The sequence below is a fragment of the Endozoicomonas sp. G2_1 genome (assembly GCF_017744155.1).
Taxonomy (GTDB): Bacteria; Pseudomonadota; Gammaproteobacteria; order Enterobacterales; family Alteromonadaceae; genus JAGHQT01.
Genome location: NZ_JAGHQT010000024.1, coordinates 22268 through 44761, shown reverse-complemented (window position 1 = coordinate 44761; position 22494 = coordinate 22268). Strand labels below are relative to the sequence as shown.

21 protein-coding genes and 1 tRNA gene are annotated in these 22494 nt (G+C 41.4%); 15 read left to right on the top strand and 7 right to left on the bottom strand.

Annotated features, from left to right (window positions below; translation table 11 throughout):
- The first annotated feature begins 267 nt into the window (after positions 1-267).
- From J7384_RS18180 to J7384_RS18165, 4 genes are all read left to right on the top strand, one after another.
- Positions 268-343 (top strand) — tRNA-Val (locus J7384_RS18180).
- Between the two features lie 432 nt (positions 344-775).
- A complete protein-coding gene (locus J7384_RS18175; RefSeq protein ID WP_209115967.1) occupies positions 776-1723 on the top strand; it encodes a hypothetical protein in 948 nt (315 codons plus the stop codon).
- Positions 1724-1947: 224 nt separating this feature from the next.
- Complete coding sequence (gene gltX / locus J7384_RS18170; RefSeq protein WP_209115966.1) at positions 1948-3360, top strand: glutamate--tRNA ligase; 1413 nt, start codon at positions 1948-1950, stop codon at positions 3358-3360.
- Between the two features lie 119 nt (positions 3361-3479).
- The gene (locus tag J7384_RS18165) at positions 3480-4817 is read left to right on the top strand and encodes a DEAD/DEAH box helicase (RefSeq protein ID WP_209115965.1); all 1338 of its coding nucleotides are present in this window, start codon (positions 3480-3482) and stop codon (positions 4815-4817) included.
- Positions 4818-4847: 30 nt separating this feature from the next.
- Here J7384_RS18165 and J7384_RS18160 read toward each other — a convergent pair whose 3' ends face one another.
- Positions 4848-6212: an MATE family efflux transporter gene (locus tag J7384_RS18160; protein WP_209115964.1), complete on the bottom strand. Its 1365-nt coding sequence runs from the start codon at positions 6210-6212 to the stop codon at positions 4848-4850.
- 83 nt (positions 6213-6295) lie between these two features.
- On the opposite strand from J7384_RS18160, the gene J7384_RS18155 reads away from it, so the two are divergent.
- Both J7384_RS18155 and J7384_RS18150 read left to right on the top strand, forming a co-directional pair.
- Positions 6296-6958 carry a riboflavin synthase subunit alpha gene (locus J7384_RS18155; RefSeq protein WP_209115963.1) on the top strand — a complete coding sequence of 221 codons (663 nt, stop codon included), beginning with the start codon at positions 6296-6298 and terminating at the stop codon, positions 6956-6958.
- Between the two features lie 55 nt (positions 6959-7013).
- Positions 7014-7829: an SDR family oxidoreductase gene (locus J7384_RS18150; RefSeq protein WP_209115962.1), complete on the top strand. Its 816-nt coding sequence runs from the start codon at positions 7014-7016 to the stop codon at positions 7827-7829.
- Between the two features lie 25 nt (positions 7830-7854).
- Here J7384_RS18150 and J7384_RS18145 read toward each other — a convergent pair whose 3' ends face one another.
- The 3 genes from J7384_RS18145 to J7384_RS18135 all read right to left on the bottom strand — a co-directional run bounded on the left by J7384_RS18145 (position 7855) and on the right by J7384_RS18135 (position 10026).
- Complete coding sequence (locus tag J7384_RS18145) at positions 7855-8091, bottom strand: CPXCG motif-containing cysteine-rich protein (protein ID WP_209115961.1); 237 nt, start codon at positions 8089-8091, stop codon at positions 7855-7857.
- A gap of 143 nt (positions 8092-8234) precedes the next feature.
- Positions 8235-9131, bottom strand: coding sequence for a fructosamine kinase family protein (locus J7384_RS18140; RefSeq protein WP_209115960.1), 897 nt, complete (start codon positions 9129-9131; stop codon positions 8235-8237).
- 55 nt (positions 9132-9186) lie between these two features.
- Positions 9187-10026, bottom strand: a complete 840-nt coding sequence (locus tag J7384_RS18135; protein ID WP_209115959.1) for a hypothetical protein — start codon at positions 10024-10026, stop codon at positions 9187-9189.
- Positions 10027-10248: 222 nt separating this feature from the next.
- Between J7384_RS18135 and thrS the strand changes: the two genes are divergently transcribed.
- From thrS to J7384_RS18105, 6 genes are all read left to right on the top strand, one after another.
- Entirely contained in the window at positions 10249-12159 is a 1911-nt protein-coding gene (gene thrS / locus J7384_RS18130; protein WP_209115958.1) for a threonine--tRNA ligase, read from the top strand.
- Positions 12160-12244: 85 nt separating this feature from the next.
- Complete coding sequence (gene infC, locus J7384_RS18125) at positions 12245-12787, top strand: translation initiation factor IF-3 (RefSeq protein ID WP_209115969.1); 543 nt, start codon at positions 12245-12247, stop codon at positions 12785-12787.
- Between the two features lie 199 nt (positions 12788-12986).
- Positions 12987-13184, top strand: coding sequence for a 50S ribosomal protein L35 (gene rpmI, locus J7384_RS18120; protein WP_209115957.1), 198 nt, complete (start codon positions 12987-12989; stop codon positions 13182-13184).
- Between the two features lie 18 nt (positions 13185-13202).
- Positions 13203-13559 (top strand): 50S ribosomal protein L20, encoded by a 357-nt coding sequence (rplT, locus tag J7384_RS18115; protein WP_209115956.1) that lies wholly within the window; start codon positions 13203-13205, stop codon positions 13557-13559.
- A 199-nt stretch (positions 13560-13758) separates the two neighbouring features.
- Positions 13759-14865 (top strand): phosphoribosylaminoimidazolesuccinocarboxamide synthase, encoded by a 1107-nt coding sequence (locus J7384_RS18110; RefSeq protein ID WP_209115955.1) that lies wholly within the window; start codon positions 13759-13761, stop codon positions 14863-14865.
- A 130-nt stretch (positions 14866-14995) separates the two neighbouring features.
- Positions 14996-15682, top strand: a complete 687-nt coding sequence (locus J7384_RS18105) for a transporter substrate-binding domain-containing protein (RefSeq protein ID WP_209115954.1) — start codon at positions 14996-14998, stop codon at positions 15680-15682.
- Between the two features lie 8 nt (positions 15683-15690).
- Here the strand turns inward: J7384_RS18105 and J7384_RS18100 are convergent, their stop codons facing one another.
- Positions 15691-16374 (bottom strand): helix-turn-helix transcriptional regulator, encoded by a 684-nt coding sequence (locus J7384_RS18100; RefSeq protein ID WP_209115953.1) that lies wholly within the window; start codon positions 16372-16374, stop codon positions 15691-15693.
- Between the two features lie 230 nt (positions 16375-16604).
- Here J7384_RS18100 and J7384_RS18095 point away from each other — a divergent pair, with 230 nt between their 5' ends.
- Both J7384_RS18095 and J7384_RS18090 read left to right on the top strand, forming a co-directional pair.
- The gene (locus J7384_RS18095) at positions 16605-18146 is read left to right on the top strand and encodes a PAS domain-containing methyl-accepting chemotaxis protein (RefSeq protein WP_209115952.1); all 1542 of its coding nucleotides are present in this window, start codon (positions 16605-16607) and stop codon (positions 18144-18146) included.
- Between the two features lie 10 nt (positions 18147-18156).
- Complete coding sequence (locus J7384_RS18090; RefSeq protein ID WP_209115951.1) at positions 18157-20187, top strand: EAL domain-containing protein; 2031 nt, start codon at positions 18157-18159, stop codon at positions 20185-20187.
- A 23-nt stretch (positions 20188-20210) separates the two neighbouring features.
- Here the strand turns inward: J7384_RS18090 and J7384_RS19475 are convergent, their stop codons facing one another.
- Together J7384_RS19475 and J7384_RS18080 are read right to left on the bottom strand one after the other, a co-directional pair.
- Positions 20211-20873 carry a DUF1456 family protein gene (locus J7384_RS19475; RefSeq protein WP_209115950.1) on the bottom strand — a complete coding sequence of 221 codons (663 nt, stop codon included), beginning with the start codon at positions 20871-20873 and terminating at the stop codon, positions 20211-20213.
- Between the two features lie 91 nt (positions 20874-20964).
- Positions 20965-21225, bottom strand: coding sequence for a hypothetical protein (locus J7384_RS18080; RefSeq protein ID WP_209115949.1), 261 nt, complete (start codon positions 21223-21225; stop codon positions 20965-20967).
- Between the two features lie 283 nt (positions 21226-21508).
- On the opposite strand from J7384_RS18080, the gene pheS reads away from it, so the two are divergent.
- Positions 21509-22489: a phenylalanine--tRNA ligase subunit alpha gene (pheS, locus tag J7384_RS18075; RefSeq protein WP_209115948.1), complete on the top strand. Its 981-nt coding sequence runs from the start codon at positions 21509-21511 to the stop codon at positions 22487-22489.
- Positions 22490-22494: the final 5 nt, after the last annotated feature.

Sequence of the window (22494 nt, the reverse complement as noted above, 5' to 3'; positions counted from 1 at the left end):
ACGCAAGTATACATAAACGAACGAGTACAGCAAGGCTACAAATCGTCACGCAACCCTTTAAAATCAAGCACCCCACCCACACTTACAAGGCGGGGGTCACTGGTTCAAGCCCAGTATCGTCCACCATCTTATTTAAATAAGATTACGGGATAATAAAGCTTGAAGAGAAGAACACCTTCTACTCTTTACAAACCGCACCAATACACTGGTTCAGGTTCAGTGTTATCCTTAGATTATTTATGTAAGATTATTAATAATTCTGTTTCCGGACGATTAGCTCAGTTGGGAGAGCACCGCCCTTACAAGGCGGGGGTCACTGGTTCAAGCCCAGTATCGTCCACCATCTTATTGTTTCTGAAAACAAGATTTAGTTCACAAAATCTTGAACAGACAAATACCTTCTACGCTTTACAACCCGCACTAATTAACTAGTTCAATTTCAGTGTTATCCGCTAATGTCTTTATCTTTAAAGTAGTAAAGCTGTATTGATTATATTTACTGCTTTTGACTGTCAGCAAAATGCTAGTTATTTATCAAATTTTTGCTGGTAACGATTTTAATTGAACTGCCCGTAAACATATCGTGAAATTGTTAAGTGATAATTGTCATATTTTAAGCTCATATACCAAGTTGTAATGATCGTATATTTTAAAAACTTGGTATGAATGCATATTAAAAAGTCTGCTAGCTAAAAGGTATTGCTAAGTGTATACAAGGATTATTTTTATATTGATTGGCATATGTGCGATTTGCGCAGGTTTTCTTAGTTTTCTGATGAAAGCACATGATAATGACTATGATAAGTCTAGTGAAAAAGTCGCCAAGCTTCCTATTATTGCTCAGCAAGTCATAGACCAAAACAATCCCAAAGTAATTAATATTGCAACCACTATAGAAAACCAATCAATCAACAAAGTTTCTTATGAAGACGATTGGTGTGTTGGTGCGCTCGAATTAAGCGTAGAAGATTTTGCATTTTCTCTTAGCGAATCTAAGGAATGGAGAGCGCGAAGGGGCGATTTTGGTGTACCACAAAAAGACATTTATGGAAATTACTTTGATGATGATGCGTCTTTAGATATTGTTGCCTACATGGAAATGGATATAGATCGGTTACTTGAGCTTGCCTATCAAGATGACCAATACGCATTGGTTGCAGCAATGAACAGGAGTGAGCTGCGAAAAAACACGCAAATTCCTATAGCACATCGATTAATGATCTTGGGTAATACTGCGTTAGCGCCTCAATTTTTGACAACTGTCGAAATAGTGACAGCACAGTTACAATATCAAAAAGAGAGAACATTTACTCCAGAAATTAAAGATAAGATTATGACCGCGCTAGCTTATGCCACTTACGGGATAAATAATTATGACTTGTCCGCCTTAACTGCTTATCTGCAGGTGGTTAGTAGCGCTCCATTTAAAGATAACCTTGATTTAGGTCTTTTACTTTCAAAAGAGGACTATCAAATAGTCAGTGAAAGAGCCAAAGAGATAAAAAGGCAAATTAGTGAATTTCGTGAGCAGGAGAACTTAAGTTATTTGAACGAACAAGACCTTCCTAAAATTGCAATTCATAATTTTCAAAGTAGGCTAGCGGCGCTTTACGTTGAGCATGCTACTGCTCTTGCAGAGCTAGAGTTGTTAACACTAGACGATGGGCCTAGCCTGAAAAAGTCAGCATGTATTGAGCGCCACATAAAACTATTTGAAAATTAGCCACCGATAGTAATGTTATTGATAAAGCAATGTTCTGAGTTAATTTTCAGAACATTGTCGTATCTTATTTTCTATGAATCCTGCAGATTATAGCTTTCTCATAACAATATTTACTTTAGGATGTATTAACGGCCCATTGCCTGATAAAATAGCCGCAATTTTTTAACCTATTTTTTAGTTGCATCGAGAATTGTTTGATAGCGACTAACAACAGTGAGATTTTTATGACCCTAACAACTCGTTTTGCGCCAAGTCCTACCGGTTATCTTCATGTTGGTGGAGCACGTACTGCATTATATAGCTGGTTACACGCTAAGAAAAACGGTGGCGAATTCATTCTTCGTATCGAAGACACTGATCTTGAGCGTTCAACGCAAGCGTCAGTCGATGCGATTATGGACGGTATGAACTGGTTGCAACTAGATTGGGATAAAGGTCCTTACTTCCAAACCAAGCGTTTCGATCGCTATAAAGAAGTCATTGATCAACTACTTGCCGAAGGCAATGCATACCGCTGTTACTGCACCCCAGAAGAAGTTGACGAAATGCGTGCTCAAGCACGTGAAAAAGGTGAAAAAGAGCGTTATAACGGCATGTGGCGTGATCGTACCGATTACCCTGAAGATAAGCCTTATGTTATTCGCTTTAAAAACCCATTAGACGGCGACGTTGTTATCAACGATTTGGTTAAGGGCGAAATTACGATTTCAAACAAAGAATTGGACGATCTGATTATTGCTCGTTCTGACGGTAGCCCAACCTACAACTTAACCGTTGTTGTCGACGATTGGGATATGGGCGTGACTTGCGTGATTCGCGGTGACGACCACGTAAACAATACACCGCGTCAAATTAACATTTTTAACGCGCTAGGCGCGCCATTACCTGAGTTTGCCCACATTCCAATGATTTTAGGTGACGATGGCAAGCGTTTGTCAAAACGTCACGGTGCCGTGGGCGTCATGCAGTATCGCGATGACGGCTACTTGCCAGAAGCTTTGCTAAATTACTTAGTGCGTTTAGGTTGGTCACATGGCGACCAAGAGCTGTTCACCCGTGACGAAATGATTGAATTGTTTGACTTAAACGATTGTAATCGAGCGCCATCGGGCTTTAACACAGAAAAATTAATCTGGGTTAACCAACACTACATGAAGACGTTGGCGCCTGAGTATGTTGCCGAGCACCTAGCGTGGCATATGCAAGATCAAAACATTGATACTAGCAATGGTCCAGCGTTGTCTGAAATTGTTAAAGTACAAGCAGAGCGCGTTAAAACCCTTAAAGAAATGGCTGAAATATCACGTTATTTCTACCAAGATTTTACAGAGTTTGATGCCACTGCTGCGAAAAAACACTTGCGACCAGTAGCACAACAACCTTTGGAAGTCGTTAAAGCTAAGCTTGCTGCCTTAACTGATTGGCAACCTGAGCATATTCACGCCGCGATTAACGAAACCGCTGCTGAATTAGAACTTGGTATGGGTAAAGTGGGGATGCCACTTCGCGTTGCGGCAACTGGTGCCGGTAATTCGCCGTCATTAGACGTTACCTTGGCGTTACTCGACCAAGATAAAGTGTTGGCGCGCATTGATATGGCGTTGGCAGTAATTGCTGAGCGTATTGCTAACAGCTAAACTGTAAAATGACTAGCCAATAAGCTTATGATTGGCTAGGCACTTTTAGTTAGGTGTACAGAAGCGGGCATAGTGACCATCTATGCCCGTTTGTTTTTAAATAGGGTTAGGAGAAGATTTTGCAATTTGGCAATTTCGGTTTAGACAAGCGATTACTCGCAACCATAGAGCACTTGGGTTTTGATCAGGCAACGGAAATCCAACAGCAGGCGATCCCTGCGGCCATGGCTGGCCACGATTTAATCGCATCGTCAAAAACGGGTTCAGGGAAAACGCTAGCGTTTTTGCTACCGGCAATGCAACGACTTATTCGCAATCGCGCACTGGCTAAACGCGACCCTAGAGTATTAATTTTAACGCCAACACGTGAATTGGCAAAGCAGGTGTTTGGCCAGTTGAGGTTACTCACAGGTAACACTCAGTTCAAAGCTGTGTTGTTGTTGGGCGGTGAAAACTTTAACGACCAAGAAAAAATCTTAGCCAAAGACCCGCATTTTGTGGTTGCGACACCGGGCCGACTAGCCGATCATCTCAACCATAAAAACTTTTATTTGCACGGTCTTGAATTACTGATTCTCGATGAAGCAGATCGTATGTTAGATTTGGGCTTTGAAAAAGAGCTTAAACAAATTCACACTGCCGCAGATCATCGCAAGCGCCAAACCTTGATGTTTTCAGCGACTTTAGATCACGATCAAATCAACGATTTCGCCCTCGACTTACTAAACAGTCCTAAGCGAATCACCATTGAACACGGCTCTACCGAGCATCAAGACATCAATAAGCGCTTTTATTTGGCCGACAATCTTGAGCACAAACAAGCGATGTTGAATCACTTCTTGACAAATGAAAGCTATCAACAATTGATTATCTTTACTGCAACGCGTGCTGATACCGAACGTTTATCTAACGAACTTAGTGAGCAGGGTTTAAGTACCGCTGCACTAAGTGGCGATTTGAACCAAAGCCAACGCAATCAAATTATGGAGAGCTTTAGTAAGGGACAGCAAAAAATATTGATCACGACCGACTTAGCGTCACGCGGTTTAGATCTGGTTAATGTTTCCCACGTAATCAATTTTGATTTGCCAAAACACAGTGAAGAATTTGTTCACCGCATTGGTCGCACTGGCCGAGCAGGGAACAAAGGTGATGCCATTTCAATGGTCGGACCAAAAGATTGGCAGAGCTTTAAAAACATTGAAGCATTTCTTAAACAGCGCATCAGTTTTGACCAAATAGATGGCTTAGTCGCTAAATTTAAAGGCTTAAAGCCAAAGAAAAAAGCGGTAGCAAAAAAGCCAACCAAGGCCAAAGCTACAAAGCCAGCAGCAGTTAAAAAAGCGCCGATTAAACGCAACAAAAAAGCTGTGTTTAGTGCTGCAGATGCCGGAGACTTGCCGATTTTGCGCAAAAACATCGGTAAACTGCAAGATAGCGATGATGATGAAGCTTAACTAAATTAATCAATAACTTAGTATAGTTATTTAAACAGCGGCTTGGCTTAGCCGCTGTTGAATCACTTTTAATCGCCAAGCTAACAGCACTGCTGCGGTGGTTAAACCCGAAATAAAACCAATCCAAAAGCCTGCTGCGCCAATAGCAGGGAGCAACCAATCGGTTAATGCTAAGGTTAAGCCAATGCTTAACCCGATAATCCAGTAAGCAAAGAAAGTGATATACAAAATTGCTTGTGTGTCCTTGTAACCTCTAAGCGCTCCCGCTGAAATTACCTGCACCGCATCAGAAAATTGAAATAAGGCCGCCAAAAACATCAAGCTTGCCGCAAGCGCAATCACTTCTTGCTCTGTGGTGTAGATACTGGCAATTTGGCTGCGGAAAATGAGCGTAATAGCAGCAGTTACAACAGCGATCAATAAGCCGAAAATAGTTGCGTGCTTACAAATCGCTTTCGCCTGTTCAAAGTTGCGATTGCCAATGGCAAAACCGACTTGAATGGTCACTGCCATGGCAAAACTCAGCGGCACCATAAACACTAGGCTGGAGAAGTTCATCGCGATTTGATGACTCGCGACAATATTGGCGCCAAAAGGAGCAAGTAATATCGCGACGACGGCGAATAAGCTAACTTCAAATAACAGCGATAACGCAATTGGAACGCCAATAACCAAGGTATTTTTAATTTCAGGCCAGTGTGGCCAGTACCAGCGCTGAAAAATACTGACCTTTTTCAATGGTTTGGCAAAGTAACTGTATACCAGCATAGCGACAAACATTGCCCAATAAACTATTGCTGTCGCTAAACCACAACCCGCACCACCAAGCGCAGGCATACCCAACTTACCGTAAATAAAAATATAGTTGGCGGGAATATTTATCAACAAACCAATAATACTGATGATCATGGTTGGGCGAGTGTGGGACATGCCCTCAGAGTAATTTCTAAGCACTAAATATAGACAAAAACCCGGACCACCCCAAACCACGTAATGTAAATAATCAAAGGTGAGTTGCTTTAACTCAGGCTCTAGTGAAACATTTGGGTAAATGATGCCTTCAAGTAAATAATACAGAACAATTAGCGCCACGCCCAAACTGGCTGCTATCCAGCCACATTGATAAACTGCGTTGGCGACTTTGTTCTCTTCATTGGCACCAGCGTGTTGAGAAACAATGGCCGCCAGCGCCATCACTAACCCCGATACGGTTAAAATAAGGGGCAGCCAGACACTACTGGCAACGGCAACAGCCGCCATGTCAGTCGCACTAACGCGGCCGGCCATAACAGTGTCGGCAAAACCCATTAAATTTTGAATTAACTGGGCAATTAAGATCGGGTAGGCGAGCTTGACCAAGTTTTTAGTGTTGGCGATAAAGGCGTTAAATTTCATTTATTCACTTATGCTGTTTTAGGGAAAAATTCTGCTAGAATGGCAAAAATCTTCATAAGAAAACTCTTCAAAGCGAATAATATATGTTTACCGGTATAGTGCAATCACAAGCTGAAGTTTTATCGATAAATCAGCGTAATAATTTTATTAATATCCGAGTTGCCGTCGATAAAAACCTACTTCAAGGTTTAGAAACAGGTGCTAGCGTTGCCAATAACGGTGTTTGTTTAACCGCGGTTAATTTTACTGGCTTATCTTCTAAAACTGGGCGAGAAGCCGAAGATAATCAAGGTTTTATTGAGTTTGATGTTATTGATGAAACGTTACGCGTTACCAATTTAGGGCAGTTAACTGTTGGTGATAAGGTTAATATTGAGCGCTCAATGAAAGTCGGTGACGAAATTGGTGGCCACATGGTCAGTGGTCATATTCACACACAAGCAAAACTGCTACAACGAATAGTAACAGATGATAATTGTGAGCTAGTTTTTGGTCTTGATGGTCAATGGCAAAAGTATATTTTCGCCAAAGGTTTTATTGGCCTTAATGGCGCCAGTTTAACCATTGGCAAAGTGACTGATGGTCAGTTTAGTGTTCACTTAATTCCAGAAACTTTGTCGCGCACTAATTTAGGCACGCTAGAAGTTGGCCAATCAGTGAATATTGAATTTGACCAACAAACCATGACGATTGTCGAAACTATCGAGCGAATGCGCGAGCAAAAAACGGCTTTGTTCGGCGAATAGATGATTAAGTAATAAAGCCAGATAAATCAGATTTAGCTATGTTAAGGAGAATAATATGACTCGATTAGTAAATAAAACAGTATTAATTACAGGTGCCGCGCAGGGAATTGGCGCCGCCATTGCTAAGCTTTTTATCGCTGAAGGGGCACGAGTGGTGTTGACTGACATCAATCGCACCCTAGGCCAGCAGCTCGCAGAACAACTGGGTGAGATGGCAGAGTTTCGCTATCTAGATGTTAGCGACGAATCTAACTGGCAATCAATATCTACAGGTATTGAGGAAAAATATGGTGTTTTAGATGTGCTGGTTAACAATGCCGGTATTACTGGTTTTTTCACCGATAAAGGTCTCGACGGGCCTCACGATCCTGAACATCTCAATCTCGATAGTTGGCGATATGTTCAGCAAGTCAACTTAGACGGTGTTGCACTGGGTTGTAAATACGGTATTGGGCTGATGAAAAAGTCGAGTGGCGCCAGTATTGTTAATATTTCTTCGCGTTCGGGCTTGGTCGGTATTCCCGGTGCCAGTAGCTATGCCGCCAGCAAAGCGGGCGTGCGCAATCACAGTAAGTCGGTTGCACTTTATTGTGCTGAGCAAGGTTATGCGATTCGTTGCAACTCGATTCATCCGGGAGCGATTTTAACGCCAATGTGGGATGCCATGTTGGGGCAGGGAGAGCAGCGTGAAGCGGCCATTGCAGCGGTGGCTAACGACGTACCGCTTAAAGTGATGGGGGAACCAGATGACGTTGCCTATGCCGCGCTTTACTTAGCTTCGAATGAGAGTAAATACGTCACAGGTATTGAGCTCAATATCGATGGCGGTATTTTAGCGGGCAGCAGCGCGGCGCCAAAAACTGACGATTAATGTTTGTCTGACATCATGTTCACAGTTAAAAAATTTGTTCGTCGTCACCGTCAACGGCTAATTCTATCGTTTGCTTGGCTTCGTCAATATGCATATTAACGTGAATATCACAGCAACAAGCAGGGCATGATTCGTAATAGTCTTGATCGCCGTCACTGGCATCTAAGGTAACGTGAAGATGATGCCCGCAATGTGGGCATTCTATTGTTTGTTGACACAAAGGCTGTTGATTAATGATCTCGTGATTTAGTGCTTGTCTCATCTCTTACCTCCAATCGGCAGTCTGTTTGATGAATAGCCAGTTTAGTTGTGTCCATACTCTTGTCTCGTGTTAATAGTCTTGTGTTGATAGTCTCGTATTAATCGTTTCGTATTGGTTATTTCGAATTAAAAGTCTCGCACTAGTTAAGCATAACAATAGCGATAATTAGCGACTATTCTAGCCAGCATGGCTTTTGCCTGGTCAATATAAATTCCGCCAAACAGATTGGCGTGATTAAGAATGTGATAGAAGTTATAAATTAATTTGCGCTCTTCGTAGCCCTGATCGAGCGGGTATTGATCTTGATACCCCCGGTAAAACTCACTTGGCAACGAGCCAAACAATTCAGTCATGGCCAAATCAACCTCGCGGTCGCCGTAATAACTGGCCGGGTCAAATACCGTAGGTATGTCGCTATCGAAACCAAGATTGCCTTGCCATAAATCGCCGTGAACCATACAGGGAACGGATTTGTGTTGTCCGAGTAAATCGTGACAAATTTGTCCAATGTAGTCGATATTGCCTAGCGATATCGACTTTTCTTGCAGTAGTTGTAATTGCCAAGCAATGCGCTGTTCAGCAAAAAATACCCGCCATTTCTTGTGCCAACGGTTAGGCTGATAGGTCTTGCCAATAAAATTGTCGTGCTGCCAGCCAAATTCTTTGGCGCCGTTAGTTTCTGAAGCGGTGTGTTGATGAAACTGTGCCAGTTGCTGCCCGAGTTGATACCAATTGTTAACTTGGTTTGGTGTTAGTGATAAATGAGATAGCACCAAAAAGCTGTGCTTAGAGCTGCAACCTAAGGTGATAACTTCAGGGCAGTGAATTTGCTGAGTATCGTGAATTTTCTCTAACGAATAAGCTTCTGCTTCGAGTAGCTCATAGTAATGTTTGTCGTTTATTTTTACGAAATAGGGTGTAAGTCCATCACTTATTTTAAAGGTTTTGTTGATATCGCCACCGTGAACTGATTTTTTCTCAGTGATGTGATAGCGCTGACCAACGGCATTGGATATTGCTTGTTCGATAACCTGCCACATAATCTTTCACCTTTTACACGGAAAAACCTGCCTTGTTAACGCTAAGTATAGTTGCTTAATTTAGCTCTGCGTTATTGCTTGGCATAATGTCTTTTGTTTGTTCATTAGTTCCTGATGTAGGCTCTTGAATGAGCTCTTGATATTCAAGAATATTTGCTAATTTTTGATACTGCCAATCACTGTTGGGTAACTGTTGGTTGATGTTTTTTAACGTTCGCCAACTCGAGCGCAGCGCAACTTTATTGGCAAGCCAACTCGGCATCTTACCGTTGGCGTTGGCTATCACTCGATATTGAATATAAAGCTTGTCGTTGGGCAGTGGTTCAATTAACCAGTGAGCCTTGATAATAGAGATGGCAATGTGATTTTTATGGCTAGTGTAATGGTCACTCGCATCTTCGACTTTTATGTGGACGTTACCTTGTCGGTCTTGCCAATATCGGCTTTCAATTAGCATTTCACGGGGGCTGACCGGCCAAATTGCCGAAAATTGAATGCGAAAAATATTGTGACTAGGTGTTATTTGTTCGATTAATTGACTGCCATTGGCATTATCCAACCAATTTGGAATTTTGTCATAATCTTGTAAAAACAGCAGAAAGCCAGCGATAGAGGACTCAACCGTTAGTTCGCTTTTTATCTCGATTAATTTGCTGTTTGCTTTACTTTGGCCATTACTTTTGGCGCTATTAATAGCTTCCAGCTCACTGCTTGTTAGCGCGCGAAAGTAAACTGCCATTTTTGAGTCAGCTATGGAAGCTTGTCGGTAGGTTTGCCAATCTTTAGCTTTATTAGCAGCTATTTTATCGGGTAATGGCTGTTGAGCATGGGCAATATCGGCTATGAACAATAGCCAAATACCGGCAAAAAGTGTCGTGCAATATTTAACAAACATTGCGTTAATAACTTTGCTCACCAACAACAATAACTACCCACAATAAAATTAACCTTTTGATATGGCTATAGACCCTTGTAATCAAGGTTAAATTCCCCTATATTCCCGTGCTCTTTTAGTTTGTTTGGTACAATTCGCGTTATCAAACTGAACTAATACCAAATAACATTTATATTTTCATGTGGCATTTAGTATGTGTCACCACTGAGTAAAGGAAATTTCATGCCTATTATTACGCTTCCTGACGGTAGTCAACGCAGTTTTGAACAAGCAGTTTCTGTAATGGACGTTGCTTTAGATATTGGTCCAGGCCTTGCCAAAGCAACCATCGCTGGTCGTATTGACGGTCAACTTGTCGATGCTTGTGAATTAATTACCACGGATGCAAGCTTACAGCTTATCACCAGTAAAGATGATGAAGGTATTGAAATTATTCGTCACTCTTGTGCTCACTTACTTGGTCATGCGATCAAGCAATTGTGGCCAGATGTAAAAATGGCAATTGGTCCTGTTATCGACAACGGTTTTTACTACGATGTTGACCTTGACCGCACCATTAGCGAGGACGACCTTGCTACTCTAGAAAAACGCATGTTAGAGCTTGCTAAAACCAACTATGACGTGGTTAAGAAGACTGTTAGTTGGCAAGAAGCGCGCGATACTTTCGAAGCGCGCGGCGAAAGCTACAAGATGGAAATTCTCGACGAGAACATTGAACGCGACGACAAGCCGGGTTTGTACCATCACGAAGAATATATCGATATGTGTCGTGGCCCACACGTGCCAAACATGCGTCACTGTCACCACTTTAAGCTGATGAAGGTTGCTGGTGCTTACTGGCGTGGCGACTCAGACAACAAAATGTTGCAACGGGTCTACGGCACCGCTTGGGCAGACAAAAAACAGCTTAAAGCTTATATCCAACGTTTGGCCGAAGCTGAAAAGCGCGATCACCGCAAAATTGGTAAAGCGCTAGATTTATTCCATTGGCAAGAAGAAGCGCCGGGCATGGTGTTTTGGCACAACGATGGTTGGACAATTTACACTGAACTAGAAAAATTTGTTCGTGAAAAACTGCACGAATACGACTACGACGAAGTAAAAGGTCCGTTGATGATGGACCGCGCCCTGTGGGAAAAATCTGGCCACTGGGACAAATACGCTGAAAACATGTTTACCACTGAATCGGAAAAGCGCGAGTATGCGATTAAACCGATGAACTGTCCAGGTCACGTACAAATCTTTAACCAAGGTTTGAAATCTTACCGCGACTTGCCACTGAGAATGGCAGAATTTGGTTGTTGTCACCGCAACGAGCCGTCTGGCGCTTTACACGGTTTAATGCGCGTTCGTGGCTTTACTCAAGATGACGCTCACATTTTCTGTACTGAAGAACAAGTGCAAGCGGAAGTGACTAAGTGTATCGAAATGGTTTATGACGTTTATAAATCATTCGGCTTTGAAGATATTCTAGTGAAGCTTTCAACGCGTCCTGAAAAGCGCATTGGTAGCGATGACATTTGGGACAAAGCGGAGCAGGGCTTAGCCAATGCACTAACCGATTTAGGTATTGCTTTTGAATACTTGCCGGGCGAAGGCGCGTTTTACGGACCAAAAATTGAGTTTACTTTACTCGATTGTTTAGGTCGTAACTGGCAGTGTGGTACCGTTCAGTTAGACTTCGCACTGCCGGGTCGCTTAGGTGCAAGTTACATTGGTGAAGATGGCGAGCGTCACGTACCTGTGATGATTCACCGTGCAATCTTGGGTTCACTAGAGCGTTTTATCGGTATTCTTATTGAAGAGTACACAGGTAAATTCCCAACTTGGTTGTCACCAACGCAAGCGGTAATAATGAATATTACCGACAAACAAGCTGATTATTGCGAAAAAGTCGTTAAAAATCTGAAAGAAAATGGATTTAGAGCAAAACTAGACTTGAGAAATGAGAAAATAGGCTTTAAAATCCGCGAGCACACTTTAAAGCGTGTTCCATACTTGTTAGTTGTAGGTGACAAGGAAATGGAAAATGGCGAGATTGCGATTCGCACACGCGGTGGTGAAGATTTAGGTAAAATGTCGGTTGATGCGTTCATCGCACATTTAAGCGAAGAAGTTAACAACCGAGCATAAGCTTTTACGCGTTGGCTAAGTACGAACGAGCAAAAACGTAATAACACTTAGTCGACAATTTTTAAGTTCTTTGGAGGAACCGACTATCAGAAATGGTCAAAGAGGCGGGCAAAAAGAGCCAGCACATCGTTTAAATGAGTTAATTACTGCGCCAGAAGTGCGTTTAATTGGTTTAGAAGGCGACGCATTAGGCATTGTTTCATTAAACGAAGCAATGGACGAAGCGGAAAAAGCGGGTGTTGATTTAGTAGAAATTAGCCCAACTGCCAAACCTCCAGTATGTCGCGTAATGGATTACGGTAAGTTCCTTTATGAGAAAGCGAAGGAACAGAAAGAACAGCGTAAAAAGCAGAAACAAATTCAGGTTAAGGAAATTAAGTTCCGTCCTGGCACAGATGAAGGCGACTATCAGGTAAAACTACGCAACCTGAAGCGCTTTTTAGAAGGTGGCGACAAGGCCAAGGTTACATTGCGTTTCCGCGGTCGTGAAATGGCGCACCAAGAATTGGGCTTAGAGCTTTTAACTCGCGTTAAAAACGATTTAGAAGATTTAGCACAAGTGGAATTCTTCCCGAAAAAAGTGGAAGGACGCCAAATGGTGATGGTCCTAGCCCCTATTAAACGATAATAGCTTGGTCTAACAAGTAGACATCAAAGCGAGCATTGTTTTAAACATGTGCTCGCTTTGTTATCTCACCACTATTATTTTGAAGCTGGTTATTGAGGCCTGACAAGTAAAGCGCACTATACAGTAAGTAAAGTTACTGAGTAAAAGCACTTTCGCCTGAATAACTTAAATACATTTGGCATTAAATGCGGAGTTTATCATGCCTAAAATGAAAACAAACAAAGGTGCTGCAAAGCGCTTTAAAAAGACTGCCTCAGGCGGTTACAAATGCAAACAAGCTGGTCTTCGTCACATCTTGACTAAGCGTCGTACTAAAGTTAAGCGTCACTTACGTGCTAAAAGCATGGTCGCTGCTTCTGATGTTAAATCAGTCGATAAATTACTACGCAACGCTTAATTAAGAGGAGATTAGCACATGGCAAGAGTAAAACGCGGTGTTGTCGCACGTCGTTCTCATAAGAAAGTTTTAAAGCAAGCTAAAGGTTACTACGGTGCTCGTAGTCGCGTATATCGCGTTGCTTTCCAAGCTGTAACTAAAGCTGGCCAATACGCCTACCGTGACCGTCGTCAACGCAAGCGTCAATTCCGTCAACTTTGGATTGCTCGTATTAACGCTGCAGCTCGTCAAAATGGTTTATCTTACAGCCGTTTCATCAATGGCTTGAAAAAAGCTTCGATTGAAATCGATCGTAAGATCCTAGCTGACATCGCAGTATACGATAAAGCTGCTTTCACTGTTTTAGTTGAAAAAGCGCAAGCTTCTTTAGCATAAGCAGTAAAAAGTAAAATGAAAAGGACGCTTCGGCGTCCTTTTCTCTTTCTAGCCGCTAATAAAGTTGACCTATTAGTCAGCTTGCATCAAAACTAAGTCACTCGCTGTGCAATAGTTAAGGTGGTGGCAAAGTGTTAAATTAAATAGCTACACGGTAGTTATTCAATTTAACATTTCCAATTTTAGAAAAGGTTCAATCATGACTGTCGCTGATCAAGTGCTTGCCGTTAATGACGATTTACCCATCCGCACCGATAAACCCGTTCACAGTGGTAAGGTGCGCTCAGTGTACTGGTTAACCGAAGCAGATAGTGCCCGTTTGATTGCTGAACGCAATTACGACGTGCCGGCCAATACGCCACTGGCAATTATGGTGATTAGTGACCGTATTTCAGCCTTTGATTGTATTTGGCAAGGTCAGGGCGGTATCAAAGGTGTGCCGGGCAAAGGTGCGGCGCTTAACGCCATTTCTAATCATTGGTTTAAGCTGTTTAAAGAGCAAGGCTTAGCCGATAGTCATATTCTAGATATCCCACATCCGTTTGTTTGGATTGTGCAAAAAGCGGTGCCGGTTAAAATTGAAGCGATTTGTCGTCAATACATTACTGGATCAATGTGGCGCGCTTATGCCAAAGGTGAGCGCGAATTTTGTGGTATCGAACTACCACAAGGGTTAACTAAAGACAGTATATTACCTCATTTACTGCAAACACCATCAACCAAAGGCATTTTAGAGGGAATCCCGGGCGTACCTGCGGTTGATGACGTTAATATCACCCGTAAAAACATCGAAGATAACTTCACTGCGTTTAACTTTAAATCTGAGGGTGATATTAGCCTTTACGAAAAACTATTAGAGCAGGGCTTTGAGGTTATTTCAAAGGCGCTTGCTGAGCTTGACCAAATCTTTGTCGATACTAAGTTTGAATTTGGTTACGTTAAAGATAAAGCAGGCAATGACAAACTCATTTATATGGATGAAGTGGGTACGCCAGACTCTTCGCGTATTTGGGACGGCGAGCAATATCGCGCTGGTAACGTGGTAGAAAACTCTAAAGAGGGCTTTCGCCAGCTGCTTTTAAATCACTTTCCTGATCCCGATATTTTATTGAATAAAGATCGCATGGCTGAGCGTGAAGCATTGGCGCGTGACAACGAGCTACCGCTTGACGTATTGCTTTCAGTCTCTAAAACTTATCGAGACATCGCTGAGAAAATTACCGGTGAAAAAATCGTTTTAAGTGACAACCCGAAAGCGGAAATTATCGCGGTGTTGAAGGAGCAATACGGATTAATTGATGGATAACACTGGTTACCACCATGTATTCAAAGGCTCTATTTAACTTGTTATGGTCATAAGACTTTTACTCTCTGGACTTTTATTCATTAGCACACTCCTCGTTACTTTTAAGGGGAGTGCTGCTGAGCATATTAACGTGATCTCAATTAAACGAGAGCCCTACGTTATTGTTGATCACAAGCAAGAGCGCGGGCTGACTTACGATTTAATCGACATATTTAACCAAGTCCAAGACAAATACCACTTCGCGGTAAAAATTATCCCCACTCGACGTTTACATAAACACGCTCGCGATGGTGACAACAATATTGTGATGTGGGATCATCCCGATTGGGGTTGGAAAAACGTTGGCGTTTCGCTGCCACTAGTGACCACGCAAGACATTTATATCGCTCATCGAGATTACGTCAATGGTGATCAAAGTTACTTTGACGATCTCACTGATAAATCAATTGCAGCGGTCAGAGGTTATCATTACCAGTTTAACGACGCGCAAGCACGCAAAGAAAATAAATACAATATCCGCTATGTCACTACGGATACTATTACTATCAAAATGGCGCTGTACAAACGCAGCCAAGTAGCGCTCACCAGTAATATTTCGCTTGGCTGGTTTTTACGGCAAAACCCCGCCGAAACAAGTAAATTAGTGGTGGCGAATAAGATTGACGATCAATTTCAGCGTTACATTTTAACGCCTATGCAATCAAAAGTGTCAATTGATGAAATTAATCACATTCTCAAAGTTGCTGACCAGAAAAACTTGTTAGCTCCGGTCTATCAAAAGTATGGTTTAGCACCGCCAAACTTCACTTTCCAATAAGCTAATTGTTAAGGCTTATTGTAGCGGTACTGACAAGCTTTACACTTTATTCTAAAGTAGTCTTCTAATTGCGATACTGATGCAGTAAACGGTTGAACACGAAAACTGATACCCTCAATTAAACCGCTATAATCAAATAGAGGTGCCATCGTCGTATTGATGATAAATCTTGAGCTATTTATGCTTAGCAGTACATTATGCTCAAACTCTCTTTTTAGCACTTTGAGGTAGTTTCTTTTTAATGAGAAATGTTGCTGCTTAGGAAGCAGTTCAAAAAATGATGAAGGAGTAAGTGGCAGTACAACCTTCATCGATGAATAAATGTTTGGTGAGTTGTAGTAACTAATTTTATTATCTACAAACAAATACCTTCCAACAAGTATATTCAATTGGTCAAGATGCTTTTTGGCTTCGGCGAAGTCTTTATTCTCTAATAATTTTATAAACGGCGATTGTTGTGCTCGTTTTACATTTTGTTCATGCACGTTTGTTCGTTCACCATAGCGCAGCCACTCAGGTGTTACTCCCAGTACTTGTGCGACCCTGTGTAATGCGGTTTTACTTATGTGGTCTGTTGCCATCCAATTGTAAATAGCTTGTCGACTAAATTGGCTTGAACGCGATAGCTCAGAAATAGATATTTTGCGTTCTTTTAGCAAAGTCTGTAGGCGAGTAGAAAATTTTTTAGGCATAACACTGTACTCAAATACGGCTGACAGTTTAGTTATTATAAAGGGTTAAGTGAGTTTCTTATTGATTTAGAGCATAAACTCTACGAACAATCTTATATTTATCTTGTATATAGAAAAAACTGAATAACATTTGTAAATCAATACTTGACAGTTAGGCTGCTCTTTGAACGTTTTGTTGATTTTTTGCATGCTTTAGATGTTTTTATTAGCAAAAGGAAGGTTAACTGATTGTGTCGAAGCAACAAACATTCTCAGATGATCAAGTACTTATCTCTGTAACAGATATTGATAGCCGAATTAAGTATGCCAATCAGGATTTTTGCGATATTGCCGGTTATCGCTTTGAAGAACTCTCTGGCCAACCCCACAATGTTGTTCGTCACCCTGAGATGCCAAAAGCTGCCTTTAAAAGTATGTGGCAAACAATTAAAAGTGGTCAAAGTTGGATGGGGCCAGTAAAAAATCGCTGTAAAAATGGTGACTATTATTGGGTTAATGCCTTTGTTACACCAATACGCGATCAACACGGCCGTATTACTGAATATCAGTCGGTTAGAACCACACTTGATAGCGACGTAACTGAAAGAGCGGAGCACTTCTATAAAAAGCTCAATAAAAAGCAAGATATAAACACTAAACAGTACGATGCTACTTTGTGTTTGCAGTGGATGATGTTAACTGCGTTGTTAGTAAATTTTGCGACTATGTTTTTAATGTCTGAGATCGCCATTTACTTAGCGCCACTTTTACTATTACAACTGATAGGTCTGGGGCTATTTATCCTGTGGCGCAAGCGCTATCTTAAGGTGGTTAATCAGAGTCAAGAGGCCTTTAACAACCCGTTGATGAGTTATTTGTATTCAGGTAGCCGCGATAAGCTTGCTTCTGTCAACCTTGCTTTAAAGATGCGAGCAGCGGAGCTACGAGCTGTTGTTGGTCGAGTCAGTCAAGTATCTGAAGATATTTCCAACACCGCTAACGACTGCCGCGATTTAGGCAGCAATGTCGCCTCGACATTAAATACTCAAAATCGCGAAACCGCGCAGGTAGCACAAGCAATTAATCAGCTAAGCCAAACTATTGATGTTATCTCATCTGAAGTTAATCAAGCGGCCAAATCTTCAGGTAACAGTATTGATATTGCTAGTCGTAGCACAGCGGTTATTGACAGAGCAACATCGGCAATTGTTGAACTCTCTCAGCACTTAGAGCACGGTAATCAAACCATCAACCGACTCACCGATAGTTGTCGTTCGATAGATAACGTACTAGCTGAAATTAGTGGTATCGCGGAACAAACTAATTTATTGGCCTTGAACGCAGCGATTGAAGCCGCTAGAGCTGGTGAACATGGGCGGGGTTTTGCTGTTGTTGCGGAACAAGTTAGGGCTCTCGCTACACGAAGTCAACAATCTACGCAAGAAGTTCATAGTTTACTAGATATTATCCAGATTGAGTCAAAAAATGCCATTACTACTATGTTAACTAGTACAGAACTATCTAGTGGTTGTGTTGATCTTTCACAAGAAACTAAACAAGCGCTTGTTCAAATCAACAGGGAAGTTGAAATAGTTGCCAATGCTAATCAGCATATTTCTAATAGCATCGAGCAACAAGCGGTATTTGCTCAACAAGTTGAGCACAATGTTAACACGATAACCGATATGGCAAGCTCGAGTGAGCAAGATGGTCAGCAAGCCGCAGAGCTCAATAACAATCTACTGTTGCAGCTCAATGAACAGCAGCGTTTAGTCTGTCAATTTGCAAGGTAGGTGGTGGGCAATGGCTTTGCGACAACACAATATTATCAATGTGAACGATCAACTTGAGCATACAAGTGACGTCGTTTTTTTGTTTAAAAATGACGTGTTACATGACTGTAATATAGCTGCGGTCAAACTGTTAGGACTTACATCAAAACAACAATTAGTCAACGCTAAACCTTGGCACTTTGCACCACGACACCAAATTGATGGCATGACTTCAAAGCAGAAAGCAAAACAAAAATTGAATGCTTGCTTACTCTACGGACAACAACGTTTTTTATGGCTTTACCAAGGTGCTGACAAGGCCTTACATTGGTTTGATGTGGTCCTGTCAAAAATTAACTACGGCGGATACACTTGTATTCAAGCCCGTGTCCGAGCTGCGAATCATACTTTTGTTAAGTTTGGTAGCGCTAGTGAATTAGTTGAAAGCCAATTAGAGGCTGATAACTATTACTATCAGTTGTTAGCGCAACACAAAGCGATCATTGATGCAAGCGCAATTGTCTCGAAAACGGACAAGCTAGGAATTATTAGCTATGTAAACAACAATTTTTGTCAGATTTCTGGTTATCGAAGTGATGAACTGATTGGTCGTCGTCACAGTATTGTTAACCATAGTGATATGCCAAAACATGTATTTAAAGAGTTGTGGCAGACCATCAACAGGGGAAATATTTGGCAAGGAGTGATTAAAAACCGTAAAAAAGATGGTAGCTATTATATAGTGAAAACGACAATAGCACCTATTTTGGATAAATCTGGTGAGATTACTGAATTCATTTCAATGCGAGATGATATTACCGATTTATACCGCAAGGATAAAACTATTGAACGGCAGAACAAAGATTTGAATTCAGGACTATTCAATAGTTATAAACTGAGACAGGATCTTGAACAAGGCCACAGTTGCCACCTTGCAGTTTTTCAAGCATCAGATTTGGTTGATATTCAAAATGCCTATGATATCTCAGAGTACCAGCAAGTTTTAGCTGAGTTTGCACGGTTGTTGGTGAGTAACTTGCCTAACGACTACAAGATATATCGATTCAATGAAACGTTATTTGTTGTGATGACAGAGGGCAGCACTTTTTTCAATCTATTTGTTAAACACTGTCGTTTGTTACAAACAAAATTGGAACAGGTAGAGTTTCAAACACAAGAGAATAGCTTTTCTCTCAATTTGACGGCAGGCCTCAGCCAATGGCAAAAAAACAGAGATTTATTGGCGTGCGCGCGAATGGCATTGGCAAGTGCAGAAGAGAGTCATCAAAAATTAGTTGTTTTCACTAGCGAAAACAGTATCCATAGCCGTTTGATAAATACGATTGATTGGACGAAAAAGTTAAAACAAGCATTGTCTACCGATGGAATTGTGATTTTTGGGCAGCATATATACGATAGAAGGTTTAATAAGCGCTCGACCGAAGTGCTAATGCGCTACTATGAACCAGCTAGCCAATCCTATGTATCACCAATTGAGTTTTTGCCATCGGCTAAGAAAGCTAAAATATACCCACTACTGACCCAAGTTGTTGTTAATAAAGCGTTTGAGTATTTTTCTGACAATAGTGAATGTTTCTCTATAAATTTATCCAAAGCAGATATTTTAGACGATGAAACAGTCAGACTAATCATTAATGGGGTGGTGCAATATCGGATTGCTCATCGCGTAACATTTGAGCTAGTTGAGTCTGAAAACTATGACTTGGATGATCAGCAGTTTCTATCTTTTCTATTAAAGCTAAGAGCGTTGGGGTGTCGAATCGCAATTGATGATTTTGGCTCTGGTTACTCTAACTTTGAATATTTGACACGCCTGCCAATTGACGTAATTAAAATAGATGGCTCTTTGATAAAACAAATAGCAAATAATCGCAAACATCAAATAGTTGTCAAAACCATCGTTAATTTCTGTCGTGAATTAGAGGTCGATGTTGTTGCTGAATATGTTGCTAATGAGGCAATTTTGTCTCAAGTCAAAAAGTTGGATATCGACTTGTTACAAGGTTATTACTTTCATCAACCTCAAGCATTGATTTGTTGAGGTTGATGAACGGATACCGCTTTTTACTTACCCCAAATTTGTTCGGGTTTTAGTTTTAGCGTTTTACGTGGTTTGTTATCACTTTGCTCTGTTGGTGCTTTATTGGCGTTGGGGTTGTGATAGATTTTACTGGCGTTAGGACGAGCCGAGTTCTTGTTAATTTTTTTATCAGTATTAGCGCGACTTGCTTTTGCTTTACTTGGCTTTTGTCCTGATGAAGTTTCAATGCTTGGACGCAACTTTTGTTGAAGACTCTTTAAAAAGTTGCGCAAGATTTGGTCTTTACATTCTCTAAAGTGTTGGTGATCAGGCCGGCGAAATAGGGCGCTTAGTTCCGCTTTGCTCAGGTTAAAATCAACTGATTTAAGTAAGTCGATAATTTCCTCAGCCTTTAAGTTTAGGGCTATTTTAAGCTTAGTCAGAATAAGGTTGTTGTTTAAACGCTTTTCGGCAATTGGCTGAGGTCCATCTTTCTTACCGCGTTTCTCTGTGATTAATCCGTTTAAAAAATGAGCGAGTTGTTGATCAGTTAACGTTTGGTAGCCTTGCTCGTTGTCTTTCTTTAGCCATGCAGCAACCGACGCTTGAGTCACGCGAAGGTCGGCAAGAGCAAAAATGGCGCGCATTTTGTCGTCGTTGAAATTGAAGCTATAACGCAAGCGGCGCAAAATATCATTGTTGGTCACAAAGCTACCTATTTATTTAAATCAGGGAAATTAACGCTCGACACGAGCAGAAGCGATATTCTAACACGGATAAGGCGAGCGATAAAACTGGCTATCTTATTTGTATATCAGGAGCGCTGTCGATATCGCCATCGACATTAATCGTGGCAATACTCTGACCACAAAGAAATATTGCTAAGCCGCCATCATCGGTATGCCTAATAAACATGAGTTCGTAGCCAAAGTGACTCAAATTGGTGGCAGACAACCTTTGTGAGATAGAAAGCCTTGCCCACAGCGCTTGCTTATCGGGGCTAGATTGCCTGCGTTCGCGTTGAGCGTCTTGATACTTGGTGCTGTTAGGTATTGTCATCGCGCTAACCCTTGCTCGGCAGTCCGTTATTGGTTGTGTAGTTAGTAGCACTAAAAGTTAAAGTGCTTAACAACAAGTTTAGTTTAACAAACGCTAATTATCGATGTAATGCGATAAAATCATTATTAGTTTGTTGAAAAGTCATATTTTCTCTACATTTCGTTGATATTTTTGTGTAAAATCGACCGTCATTTTATCAACTGAAATCAGTCTAACTAGCGTTAATCGTTGCTTATTATTTGGCTATTGCTGTTACCGTAAGTGCGAAGCTTTTGAGGAACTCATGAATTTAGACGACATTATTTTGCAAGCAGAACAAGCTGTTGCTGCTGCGACCGATCCTGCGGCGCTAGATGCCGTACGCGTCAACTTTTTAGGTAAAAAAGGTTTATTCACCGAACAAATGAAAGGGTTGAGTAAACTACCAAAAGAAGAAAAACCAAAAGCTGGTCAAATTATTAACCAAGCTAAGCAACAAGTACAAAAGCTGCTTAATGAAAAAGGTGAAGCATTACGCACTGCTGAAATTAACGCGAAACTTGCAGCAGAGTCTATTGATGTTACTTTACCGGGTAATACCAATGAACTAGGTGGCTTACACCCTGTCACTCGCACTATTGAGCGCATTGAAAGTTTTTTTGGTGAGTTGGGTTTCAGTGTTAAATCAGGCCCAGAAGTGGAAGACGATTTTCACAACTTTGATGCCTTGAATATTCCTGAGCATCATCCTGCCCGTCAGGATCACGATACTTTTTACTTCAATCCTAAATTAGTGCTTAGAACACAAACATCTGGTGTTCAAATTCGCACGATGGAAGCTGAAAAGCCGCCGCTTCGCATTATTTCTCCGGGCAAAGTGTATCGCAATGACTACGACCAAACTCACACACCGATGTTTCATCAGGTTGAAGGTTTGATGGTTGATAAAAATGTTAGCTTTACCCATTTAAAAGGTATTTTGCACGACTTTTTACACAACTTCTTTGAAGAAGATTTAGAAATTCGTTTCCGTCCTTCTTATTTCCCATTTACCGAGCCGTCAGCAGAAGTTGATGTGATGGGTAAAAATGGCAAGTGGTTGGAAGTCCTTGGCTGTGGCATGGTTCATCCAAACGTATTGCGCTCAGTGGGGATTGACCCAGAAGAATACACTGGCTTTGCCTTCGGTATGGGCGTTGAGCGCTTGACCATGTTGCGTTACGGCGTCAACGATTTGCGTTCATTCTTTGAAAATGATCTTCGTTTATTGAAACAGTTTAAGTAGGGCGA